10 protein-coding genes and 1 tRNA gene are annotated in these 12303 nt (G+C 37.8%); 7 read left to right on the top strand and 4 right to left on the bottom strand.

Annotated features, from left to right (window positions below; genetic code table 11):
- Positions 1-50: 50 nt before the first annotated feature.
- Positions 51-124 (bottom strand) — tRNA-Cys (locus UC75_RS08625).
- 152 nt (positions 125-276) lie between these two features.
- On the opposite strand from UC75_RS08625, the gene folD reads away from it, so the two are divergent.
- Positions 277-1125, top strand: coding sequence for a bifunctional methylenetetrahydrofolate dehydrogenase/methenyltetrahydrofolate cyclohydrolase FolD (gene folD, locus UC75_RS08620; RefSeq protein WP_003650084.1), 849 nt, complete (start codon positions 277-279; stop codon positions 1123-1125).
- 240 nt (positions 1126-1365) lie between these two features.
- Positions 1366-2034: a class I SAM-dependent methyltransferase gene (locus tag UC75_RS08615; protein ID WP_049837309.1), complete on the top strand. Its 669-nt coding sequence runs from the start codon at positions 1366-1368 to the stop codon at positions 2032-2034.
- Between the two features lie 21 nt (positions 2035-2055).
- Here UC75_RS08615 and UC75_RS08610 read toward each other — a convergent pair whose 3' ends face one another.
- Together UC75_RS08610 and UC75_RS08605 are read right to left on the bottom strand one after the other, a co-directional pair.
- The gene (locus tag UC75_RS08610) at positions 2056-2478 is read right to left on the bottom strand and encodes a hypothetical protein (RefSeq protein ID WP_005307920.1); all 423 of its coding nucleotides are present in this window, start codon (positions 2476-2478) and stop codon (positions 2056-2058) included.
- A gap of 116 nt (positions 2479-2594) precedes the next feature.
- A complete protein-coding gene (locus tag UC75_RS08605; protein WP_107883046.1) occupies positions 2595-3926 on the bottom strand; it encodes an MFS transporter in 1332 nt (443 codons plus the stop codon).
- 372 nt (positions 3927-4298) lie between these two features.
- On the opposite strand from UC75_RS08605, the gene glpK reads away from it, so the two are divergent.
- Positions 4299-5807, top strand: a complete 1509-nt coding sequence (gene glpK / locus UC75_RS08600) for a glycerol kinase GlpK (protein WP_049837307.1) — start codon at positions 4299-4301, stop codon at positions 5805-5807.
- A 153-nt stretch (positions 5808-5960) separates the two neighbouring features.
- Entirely contained in the window at positions 5961-7478 is a 1518-nt protein-coding gene (gene glpD, locus UC75_RS08595) for a glycerol-3-phosphate dehydrogenase (protein ID WP_049837306.1), read from the top strand.
- A gap of 41 nt (positions 7479-7519) precedes the next feature.
- Here glpD and UC75_RS08590 read toward each other — a convergent pair whose 3' ends face one another.
- The gene (locus UC75_RS08590) at positions 7520-9352 is read right to left on the bottom strand and encodes a phosphoenolpyruvate carboxykinase (GTP) (RefSeq protein WP_005307903.1); all 1833 of its coding nucleotides are present in this window, start codon (positions 9350-9352) and stop codon (positions 7520-7522) included.
- A gap of 389 nt (positions 9353-9741) precedes the next feature.
- Between UC75_RS08590 and UC75_RS08585 the strand changes: the two genes are divergently transcribed.
- The 3 genes from UC75_RS08585 to UC75_RS08575 all read left to right on the top strand — a co-directional run.
- Positions 9742-10680 (top strand): diacylglycerol/lipid kinase family protein, encoded by a 939-nt coding sequence (locus UC75_RS08585; protein ID WP_049837305.1) that lies wholly within the window; start codon positions 9742-9744, stop codon positions 10678-10680.
- Positions 10661-11419, top strand: a complete 759-nt coding sequence (locus tag UC75_RS08580) for a metallophosphoesterase family protein (protein WP_049837304.1) — start codon at positions 10661-10663, stop codon at positions 11417-11419. Before UC75_RS08585 ends, UC75_RS08580 begins: the two co-directional genes overlap by 20 nt.
- Before the next feature lie 302 nt (positions 11420-11721).
- A partial coding sequence (locus UC75_RS08575) for a BapA prefix-like domain-containing protein (RefSeq protein ID WP_212771769.1) occupies positions 11722-12303 on the top strand: 582 nt, incomplete at its 3' end.

Below are 12303 nucleotides of genomic sequence, written 5' to 3'. Positions count from 1 at the left end.
TTTTAAATCCCCTGTGTCTACCTATTTCACCACCCGGGCTTTACCAAATTTGGAGGCGGAGGTCGGAATCGAACCGGCGTCCACGGAGTTGCAGTCCGCTGCATGACCACTCTGCCACCCCGCCTACATTTGGTGATGCACATATTAGCAACCTTTAGAAAAAAAACAATACTGTTTTGAGATAAGATGAACATAAAAGCAACATCTAGAATAAATTTGTCCAAATAATCATGTATTATTGGCACATTAAATTCATGTCTACCTTGGAGATGTGCTGTGGCATTGGTTTTAGACGGTCGTGCATTAGCAAAGCAAATTGAAGAAAATTTGTCAGTACGTGTTGAAGCTTTAAAAGCTAAAACAGGTCGTACCCCAATTTTAGCGACTATTTTGGTTGGGGATGATGGCGCATCTGCAACTTATGTACGCATGAAAGGAAATGCTTGCCGTCGAGTAGGCATGGATTCTTTAAAAATTGAGTTATCACAAGAAACTACAACAGAACAATTATTAGCTGAAATCGAAAAGCTAAATGCTAATCCAGATGTTCACGGTATTCTTCTACAACATCCAGTTCCTGCACAAATTGATGAGCGCGCATGTTTTGATGCAATCTCATTAGCTAAAGATGTTGATGGTGTAACTTGTCTTGGTTTTGGCCGTATGGCTATGGGCGAAGCTGCATATGGTTCAGCAACTCCTGCGGGCATTATGACCATTTTAAAAGAAAACAACATTGAAATTGCTGGTAAACATGCGGTTGTGGTTGGTCGTTCAGCAATTTTAGGTAAACCAATGGCAATGATGCTATTGCAAGCGAATGCAACAGTAACAATTTGCCATTCACGTACACAAAACTTACCTGAGCTTGTGAAACAAGCTGACATTATTGTTGGTGCTGTAGGTAAAGCTGAACTCATCCAAAAAGACTGGATTAAACAAGGTGCAGTAGTTGTTGATGCTGGTTTCCATCCACGTGATGGCGGTGGTGTAGGAGACATCCAGCTACAAGGTATTGAAGAAATTGCTTCTGCTTACACGCCAGTACCAGGTGGTGTAGGTCCAATGACAATTACAACTTTGATTCGTCAAACTGTAGAAGCTGCTGAAAAAGCTTTAGGTTAATTTAATTTATTCACGACGGCGTCCTACCGTTTAACGCAAATGTTAGGAGCTCGTATGTTACTTTTCTTTCGGGATGAGTAGCGAATGCTACGCAAGACCAAAACGGTTGCACTAATTAAAGTAGTGGAATTGAACTAACGTATTTTTAGTAACTAGCCACTACCATGCTTTAAGCTACTGTTTTAGTCTTGCTCGCTATGCAGATGATCAAATAGTAATTATAAATTGTTGAGCTTATTTATGAGCTGCACTTTTCAACTGTCCAAAGCCCCTGAATATTTACTTCAAGCCTTGCATGAAGTGATTCCTCATTGTGAGTTGATGGCACAACAGTTACCAGAAACACCTATTTCTTTATGGTTGATTCCACCCGTTTTTCCAACTGATCGCTTAGATGATGAAGTTATTCGTCGAATCTGGAATGATACGCCATATTGGATTTTTTGCTGGGCATCTGGTTTAGCAATGGCGCAGTGGTTACTTGCAGAGCCACATCATGTTAAAGATAAAGTTGTTCTAGATTTTGGTGCAGGTTCGGGCGTAGTCGCAATTGCAGCTAAAATGGCTGGTGCTAAAAGAGTAATTTGTTGTGATATTGATCAAGTTAGTCTTGCTGCCTGCCGTGAAAATGCTTTGTTGAATGATGTTGAGCTGGAATATTTGGACGATTTATATAAAGCAGAGCAAGTTGATGTTTTATTGGCTGCTGATGTGTTGTATGACCAGTGCAACCGTTTCTTTTTAGATGAGTTTTTGAAATTTGCGCCAGAGGTTTGGGTCGCAGATAGCCGCGTTAAAAACTTTAGTCATCCAAAATATCACAAAATTGATGAAAGAAGTGCATCGACATGGCCAGATCTTGATGAAGCTAAAGAATTTAGAAATGTAAGTTTTTATAAGACGCTGTAAAAGAACAGCGTCTTATTTATATTATGAGCAAGTATAACGAACTACTTTTAACGTACTTGGACGTGCTTCAAGTGCTTGGCGAGTCGCATAATCTTCACCATTGTTTAAGCTTGGTGTATTAGATAAACCAAATGAGGCACGAGTTTCGCCCAATTGAACACCATAATGTTCTTGTTGAGCTGGGTTTGAAATCTCATTAATGCTTAGAACTGATAATTTATAAACTTTTTGAGCGCCTAATACATTTTGACAAGCACGTTGCAATTTACGTTCATCTAACTGCTGATTAGTGCGGCTAGCCAATGTGTAAGCTAAAGTTGCCGAAGTTTTTGTTTGGTTTTCAATCTGATAGCCAGTTGAACCATTGTATTGTCGAGGGGTGGTCTGACAAGCGGTTAAAACAAACATACTGCTTAATGCCAAACATAAAATACTTCTATTCATCAGTATCATCCTTATATTCTTATCTCTAGTATCTCATAAAACACAGTGATTGTAGGGGCTTAATCGCACGATTTAAGCTAACATCGGCTGGCGATATTAGCTCTTTTGTTAAAATATTAATGTTCTTTAATTTTTGAATGATGCTTAGTATCTTTCATAAAAATATAAATAATAAGTGAAATGAAGATCATAATACTCACATAAATAAAGTACCAAGATTCATGTCCAGCTTCTTTAAAACTTAAAGCAAAGAACTCTGCTGTACCGCCAAATAATGTATTGGCAATCGCGTAGGGTAAAGCTACCCCTAAAGCTCGAATATGTGCAGGAAAGAGCTCTGCTTTAACCACAGCATTAATTGATGTATAACCCGTTACCATCACTAGACCTGCCAAGCACAACCAGAACGCAGTCCAATAGTTATGTGTGGTTGCAAGGGTATTAAATAAAATATAAGTAAATAAAACCCCAGTTACACCAAAGGCAATCATAAGGGGTTTACGTCCGATTCGGTCTGACAAAGCACCCGCTACAGGTTGTAAGCACATGAAAATAAATAGCGCTAAAGTAGTAATTTGAGTGGCTTCGGGTTTTGTAAATCCGGACGTATTTACTAAATATTTTTGTAGGTAAGTAGTATAGGTATAAAAAGCTAAAGTTCCGCCAGCTGTTAAAAATAATACTGTAAAAGCTTCTTTAGGGTAGTGTTTGAATAATGCAAACATGCCTGATTGTGGTTGATCTTTTTCAGCTTGAGCATTTTTAAAAGATTGTGTTTCTAATAAGCCACGACGAATACGGAACACAACAATGGCAAGTAAAGCACCAATAAAGAATGGAATACGCCATCCCCAATCATGTAACTGTTGTTCGGTTAATACCATTTGCAATATTAAAAGAACACATAGAGCTGTCAGTTGTCCTGCAATTAAGGTGACATATTGAAAGCTTGAGAAAAAACCACGTCGATTTTTTTCGGCCATTTCACTTAAATAGGTGGCACTGGCGCCATATTCACCGCCTACACTCAAACCTTGAATTAAACGAGCGACAACTAATAAAAGAGGTGCAAATACACCAATACTTTCATAACTTGGCGTCACAGCAATAAGAAGTGAGCCTACACACATCAAAGTAACGGAAAGTGTGAGACCTGCTTTACGTCCTTTGCGGTCTGAATAGATTCCCATAATCCATGCACCGATTGGGCGCATTAAAAAACCTACAGCAAAAATTGCAGCTGCTTGAAGAAGTTGAGCTGTTTGACTTCCTTTTGGGAAAAATGCATGAGCAAAATAGAGCGTAAATGCGGCATATACGTACCAGTCGTACCATTCGACAAGGTTACCCGCGGAACCGCCCAAAATTGATTTTAGCCGGGTTTTTGTATCTAAATTAGAATGCGGAGTTGTTGCGGTAGAAGGTTGATCAACCATGAGTCGCTCCATGTTTCGCTTGGGTTGAATGCTAAAAAAGAGAGGTTTTATTCCGTTTTTACATATTATCCAGAGGAGTATTTCACTTTATTTTTTTTATGTCTGTAAAACAATGTTTATTATTTAAGCAAAAGAATAAGTTGAATATTCATGTGATTTCAAATTAGTCAATCAGCTCATTTTTATAGTCTTGCTCCAATCTTTGACATACTGTTTTTTCCAAGTAGTAAAAAGTGATAAAGAATGCGTAATGTTTAAGCCAAGAAAACCTATATCTCTTAAAAATAATGATATATTCCAAAGAAAATTTTAAATAAATACAGTTAGGCATGATGTCTTGGCATTGTGGACTAGATGTGTGTGGATAATGAAAGGGACATTCAGATGTCAAATTGCCCGAAAAAATATATTGTTGCTTTTGATCAGGGAACAACAAGCTCAAGAGCAATTGTTTTAGATCATGATGCTAACGTTGTAAGTATTGCTCAAAAAGAATTTACTCAGATTTATCCGCAGCCAGGTTGGGTTGAGCATGATCCTATGGAAATTTGGGCCACACAAAGTGCTGTTTGGGTAGAAGCTCTAGCTCAAGCTGGCATCAAGAGTGAACAAGTTGCAGCAATTGGGATTACAAACCAGCGGGAAACCACAATTGTATGGGATAAGAAAACAGGTAAGCCGATTTATAATGCGATTGTTTGGCAGAGCCGACAGACGACTGAAATATGTAATCAATTGCATAAAGCAGGTTGGCAAGAATATATTCGTAAAACAACAGGTTTAGTCATTGATCCTTATTTTTCGGCCACAAAAATTAAATGGATTTTAGACCATGTAGAAGGAAGCCGTGCACGTGCTGAGCAAGGGGAGTTACTGTTCGGTACGGTGGACACATGGTTAATCTGGAAATTAACCAATGGCGCAGCCCATGTCACTGATTTTACCAATGCTTCGCGAACCATGCTTTTTGATATTGAAAAGCTCGAATGGGATGAAAAACTTTTACAAGCTTTAGATATTCCTAGAGCAATGCTACCAGAAGTGCGTAGTTCATCTGAGGTTTATGGATACACACATACCATTAGCGGGCAAGAAGTGGGGATTCCGATTGCCGGTATAGCAGGGGATCAACAAGCTGCACTTTTCGGGCAAATGTGTGTAGAACCCGGACAAGCAAAAAATACCTATGGCACAGGCTGCTTTCTACTCATGAACACGGGTAAAAAGATTGTTCGTTCAGAGCATGGTTTACTGACGACGATTGCATGTGGTGCAAATGGTGAAGTGAACTATGCCTTAGAGGGTGCCGTGTTTAATGGTGGCTCTTGCGTACAGTGGCTTCGTGATGAGTTAAAGGTAATTAAGAACGCTAAAGACTCTGAGCTTTATGCAACGCGTGTAAAAGACAGCAATGGTGTATATGTTGTACCTGCTTTTACAGGTTTAGGTGCTCCCTATTGGGATCCGACAGCGCGTGGGGCAATCTTTGGTCTCACTCGTGGAGCAAGTATAGAACATATTATTCGTGCAACTTTAGAGTCAATTGCTTACCAGACAAGAGATGTACTTGATGCGATGCAGCAAGATGCAGAAGAAGAGCTTCGTACACTTAGAGTCGATGGTGGAGTAACAGAAAATAATTTCTTGATGCAATTTCAAGCCGATATTTTATCAACCCCAGTAGAACGCCCAATAATGAAAGAAACTACTGCTTTAGGTGCAGCTTTCCTTGCTGGACTGGCGACGGGGTTCTGGCAAGATCTTCATGAGTTAAGAAATAAGTCTGCGATAGAAAAAGTATTTGAACCAAAAATGTCTTCTGAGCAATCTGAAGTTATTTATAAAGGTTGGCTGAAGGCAGTTAAGCGTAGTCAAAGTTGGGCTGAGGATTGATCTGTTCTTTAACTGGTTAAATTCAATAGTAGGGTAATCAATTAACGCTAAATACTCGGTTATTTAAAATTGATTATTCTACTTTTTTGATTGTTGTTTCATCAATTTGATGTTTTAATTTTTATAAGATCAACAATAAAAAGAAAATGAGAAATGACAGTACAGCCTAATGATTATTCAAAAATATATGACATTGCCGTGATTGGTGGCGGTATTAATGGCGTCGGTATTGCTAATGATGCGGCAGGTCGGGGCTTATCGGTATTTTTATGTGAAAAAGATGATTTAGCTAGTCACACCTCATCTGCGAGCAGTAAATTAATTCACGGCGGTTTACGCTACTTAGAACATAAAGAATTTCGTTTGGTTAGAGAAGCTTTAGCAGAGCGTGAAGTCTTGTTGGCTAAAGCTCCGCATATTATTAAACCAATGCGTTTTATTATGCCTCATCGACCACATTTGCGTCCTGCGTGGTTAATTCGGGCAGGCCTATTTTTTTATGATCATCTAGGAAAACGAGAAAAATTATTAGGGTCAAATCTTATTTACTTCAAAGAAGATAGTCCACTAAAACCAGCTATAACGCGTGGCTTTGAATATTCGGACTGTACTGTAGATGATGCACGTCTTGTTGTGTTGAATGCGCTACAAGCTAAAGAGAAGGGTGCCAAAGTTGTAACGCGGACAAGATGTGTTAAGGCTTATAGACAACAAGAACTGTGGCATTTGGAACTACAAAGCGGGGGGGAGTTTTATCAAATATGTGCAAAAGCCTTGGTGAATGCAGCAGGTCCTTGGGTCGAAGAACTTATTAGTGAAAACCTACAATTAAAATCGCCATATCAAATTCGGCTTATACAAGGAAGTCATATTGTTGTGCCGAAACTATATGACTGCCATAAAGCTTTTATCATGCAAAATGAAGACAGACGCATCGTGTTTGCCATTCCTTATTTAGAAAAATACACATTAATAGGTACGACCGATCAGGAATATTTGGATGATCCACAAAAGGTAGAGATTACAGAAGTAGAAATTAATTACCTTTTGACAGTCACAAATTCACATTTTAAAAAGCAGCTCACCCGTACTGATATCGTCAGTCAGTTTTCTGGAGTTCGAGCTTTATGTGATGATGAGTCAGATAATCCTTCTGCAGTTACACGTGACTATACTTTGGCATTGCAAATTGAAGATAAAACAACTCCCTTGCTGTCCGTATTTGGTGGAAAGATTACAACTTATCGGAAATTAGCTGAATCGGCTCTGGAGCATCTTGACCCGTTTTTTACAAATATGGGAGATGAGTGGACTGCAAATGAAGTGTTACCTGGGGCGGAGAATTGGACCACACTTGAAGATTTAGTTATAAAGATTCAAAACCAAGTTGAAGGGGTAACCGAGCAGCTCGCTACTCGTTGGGCAAATGCCTATGGCTCTAGGGTTTTTGGTATTTTGCATGAGCGAAAAGCTCTTGAGCAGTTAGGGCAAGATTTTGGTCACGGTTTATTCGAATCTGAAGTTCAGTATTTATGTGAAAATGAATGGGCAAATACGGCAGAAGATATATTGTGGCGTAGAACTAAGTTAGGTTTGGCATTTGATGAAAAACAAGTAAAAAATTTGGAAAGTTATTTGGCTGGACGTCGACAAAAAGATGATGCTGCATAATAAAAAAGGCCGCACAAGGCGACCTTTTTTATATTTAGCAATTAGAAGCCAGTTTTTACAGCTTCAAGTAAAGCTGCTTGACGTTCTTTTAATGCTTTTGGTAAGCGCTCACCAAGTTTATTGAATAACTCAGTGTGGCTTTCAATTTCAGTAACCCACTGATCTTTATCTTGAGCTGTGATAAGGTCAAATTCTTCTTTAGAGAATTCAGTACCTTCCCAGTTCAAGTCATCGTAAGTTGGAACAAGACCAATTGGTGTTTCAACAGCGTTTGCACGACCTTCACAACGGTCAATGATCCACTCAAGAACACGCATGTTTTGACCGAAACCAGGCCATACGAAGTTGCCTTCAGCATCACGACGGAACCAGTTTACATTAAAGATTTTTGGTAATTTATTACCAGCAGCTTCAGCTTTTGTACTTACTTCTTGACCAAGGCTTAACCAGTGATCGAAGTAGTCAGCCATGTTGTAGCCAGCAAACGGAAGCATCGCGAATGGGTCACGACGAACGATACCTTGTTGACCAACAGCAGCAGCAGTAGTTTCAGAACCCATAGTTGCAGCTTTATAAACGCCATCAACCCAATCGAAAGCTTCAGAAACTAAAGGAACCGTATCTGCACGGCGACCACCGAAGATAAATGCAGAAATCGGAACACCTGCTGGATTTTCCCAGTCAGCATCGATAGAAGGGCATTGACCAGCAGCAACAGTGAAGCGCGCATTTGGATGAGCAGCTTTTTCACCATTTACGTGAGGTTGACCTTTCCAGTTAGTTAAGTTAGTTGGAATTTCTTTAGAAAGACCTTCCCACCATACTTGACCGTCGTTAGTTACCGCAACGTTTGTATAGATAACATCTTTGTGAAGAGTTGCCATACAGTTAGGGTTAGTTTTGGTATTCGTACCAGGAGCAACACCAAAGAAACCAGCTTCTGGATTGATTGCGTATAGACGACCGTCTTCACCTGGTTTGATCCAAGCAATATCGTCACCTACAGTCTCAATTTTCCAGCCTTCATAGCCTGCTGGTGGAATTAACATTGCGAAGTTTGTTTTACCACATGCAGATGGGAATGCAGCAGCGATATAGTGCTTTTCACCTTGTGGGTTAGTCACACCAAGAATAAGCATATGTTCAGCTAACCAACCTTGTTCGCGACCCATAACAGAAGCGATACGAAGTGCTAAACATTTTTTACCAAGTAATGCGTTACCGCCATAACCAGAACCGTAAGACCAGATTTCACGAGTTTCTGGGTAATGAACGATGTATTTTTCAGGGTTACAAGGCCATGCAACGTCTTTTTGCCCTTCAGCAAGTGGAGCACCTACGGTATGAATACAAGGAATAAATTCGCCGTCTGTACCTAACACGTCATAAACTGCTTTACCCATACGTGCCATTTTACGCATGCTAACAGCAACGTAAGGAGAGTCAGTTAACTCGATACCGATATGAGCAATATGGCTTCCAAGTGGACCCATAGAGAAAGGCACAACGTACATTGTACGACCTTCCATTGATCCCTCGAACAAACCATTTAACTTTTCACGCATAACAGCTGGTTCTTCCCAGTTGTTTGTCGCACCAGCATCTTCTTTCTTTTGAGAGCAAATGTAAGTACGATCTTCAACACGCGCAACATCAGATGGGTCAGAATTTGCAAGATAAGAACCAGGATGTTTTTCTTGGTTTAATTTCTGCATGGTGCCGTTAGCGATCATCAAGTCGATTAGACGTTGATACTCTTCTTCGCTTCCGTCACACCATTCGATTTTTGCTGGTTTGGTTAAGTTTGCAATTTCTTCAACCCATGCGATAAGCTTAGGATGACGAACGAATTCTGGTGCGTTCACTGTGGTCATGGTGAGGCCTATTCAAAATATGTACAACGTACAAGTCATTCATTGAGGTACAATGAAAGATCAAATAAAAAAGTGGCTGTATTAAAGCACAAAATCATAAAAAAAATAAGACTAAAGAATAAGAAATAGATATTTTGATTTTTTATTTTTTTTAATTTAAATCATATATTTATTGTTTTTTGATGTATTTTATTCTTTACATTTTTATGTTGTATGTGTGTTATTTATATTATTTATTTTTTTTAAAATCAATAACTTGATGTTTAAATTTTTCTTGAGAATTATTATTGATTAAACAAATGATCATCATTCGAAATTTACATAAAGAGACTTTTATTAGGCGATTTTCTATACAAAATACAAGGTAAATCCTCTTTAAGATAATAAAAATGCGGACTTTAAAACCTCTCTCTATCATCTATAACCAGAAGTCGGGTTTTCATGCTTCAAAACATGAAGATATGTATGAACAATTAATGACTGTACTCACCGAATTTGGTTTTGAAATACAAGTTTTTGAATTATCGGAAGATGTTTCATTTGATGATTTAATGAATCAAGTGATTCATCGGCATAGCCAAAACGCAAATTTAGGCGTTGTTGTGGCAGCGGGTGGAGACGGGACGTTAAATGCAGTAGCATCAAAACTTCGTCATACCAATATTCCTATGGGAATTTTACCTTTGGGGACTTTTAACTACGTCGCTAAAGTTTTAGATATTCCTTTAGATTTGTTAGAGGCGGCTGAAGTCATTGCAACAGGAACACCCCGTTCTGTACATATTGCGACTATTAACGATCATATTTATTTAAATAATGCGAGCCTAGGCCTTTATCCATTGTTTATAAAAAAACGTGAGCTCTACAATAAATACTTAGGACGTTTACCTTTACATGCCTATACCTCGGCTTTAGATGTTTTATTAAGAGAAAATAAATCTTTGAAGCTTTCCGTCACAGTTGATGGAAAAAAATATCCAGTCAAAACCCCACTAATTTTCTTTGGTAATAATCAACTTCAACTATGTGATATGAAATTAAGAATTGCTGATTGTGCTGCACAGGGGAGAGTCGCTGGAGTAGTCATTATAAAAAGTGATAGGCTTAGTTTATTACATATGCTTTGGCAATGGATTCAAGGAAAGGTTGAAGAGACAAAAGATGTTTATAGTTTTTGTGCTGATCATGTCATTGTTGAATGTGCAAAAAAATCAAAACTTACTGTAGCTTTAGATGGTGAAATTTTAGAGATGAAAACACCATTAAATTTCACTGTAGAAAAGAATGCTTTAAATATTATGGTGCCCAATGTTATTACATCTGTCTGATTTGCATTTTGGAACAGAAATTGAGGCCTGTTTAGATGCAATTCGGCTTTTTTGTACCGAACATAGACCTGAAGTTATTGTTGTGAGTGGAGATAGTACTCAGCGAGCCAGATATCAACAGTTTTATAATTGTCGTCAGTTTTTAGATAGTCTTAATATTCCTTATCTTGTTGTGCCTGGTAATCACGATATTCCGTTGTACCATGTCTGGAACCGTTTTTTCTCACCATTTACTCGCTATCAATATTTTTTTGGCCAGCTTGAACCAACTTTAGAAACTGAACATTTCTATATTGTTGGCGTAAATAGTATACGCCGCCGTTATCATACGCGTGGACATATTTCGATTGAGCAAATTCAAACTACATATGAGCGATTACAGCAAGGGCCAGAGAATAAAATCAAATTAGTGGTTTTTCATCAGCCTTTTTATACCCCGCCTGATGATGAGCATGGTATTAAAGATTGTCCCGTATTAGGGAAAATGGCTCTCGAAAAATGGAGTAAGACAGGGCTATTTGGCATGTTACATGGGCATCTTCATAAAACAGCCGTATATAATTTAAAGCAAATTTATCAATTAGAAATAGATCATCCTATTTATGATATTCATGCAGGAACAGCGACATCTAGCCGCTTGCATTATCATGTTCCAAATAGTTTTAATATCATTTCAAATGAAGGAAGAATTAGTCATTATTGGTTTAATTATGATTTAAAGATTTTTCAATTAATTTAATTTATAAAAATTCTATAAGACATTTAACTTAAGAGTAGATTGATAAAATTTTATCCATTACAATGCCTAAGCTTTAAATTCTATATATGGGGAATAGGAAAACATTCTAAATGTTTTATCATTTTAAAAATAATATTAATGGATACATAAAAATTTTTAACTATATAAAAAGCCATGTTTTTAACTAGCTATAATAAGGGTTTTAGTATTTTGTGAAATTTAATAATATTTTATAAAATGAGTATCTATTGACTTAATATTTTAGAAAAACTTAATAATATTTAAAATTTCATGGTGGATAAATGGTACAAGTATCATTAATGGCAAATAATGCTTCAAAAAATAATACAGTTGATATTGATGTAAGCCAGACAAAAACTATTGTAGTAGATCCTAAAGAAATCGCAAAAATCGATATAAGCCCAGAAAAAATTGCCTCAATAACAAGAGAGGGAAATAATGCAATTATTCATCTAAAAGATGGAACTGAAATTATTTTAGAAAACTATTTTATTAGCGAAAACCCGCAAATTCTTTTAAATGAAGGGCAGAGTTATTGGACTGCCAGTTTAGGTGAAGATACTACTGGACAGACTACTGTTAATTATTTAGAAGTAAAAGATGCACCAAAACTTATAGACTCTTCATCTTCTGTACCTCTCTGGACTGGGGTGGTTAGTGCTTTAGCAGGCGCAGGAACAATTGCTTTATTGTCAAGGAAAGATCCTAAAGACACGACCCCTCCTGAGCCAGGTAATTTGATTCTCAAAAATCTTTTAGACTCAGGCGCCTCAACAACCGACCAGATCACTCAAGATAAAAACTTTACTTTAAAGATTGAGGGACAGGAAAGTGGAAGTCGAGTAACGTATTTGGTCTCTACC

The organism is Acinetobacter sp. V2 (genome assembly GCF_001188385.1).
GTDB classification, from domain to species: Bacteria; Pseudomonadota; Gammaproteobacteria; order Pseudomonadales; family Moraxellaceae; genus Acinetobacter; species Acinetobacter oleivorans.
This window is presented reverse-complemented; position numbering and strand designations above follow the sequence as displayed.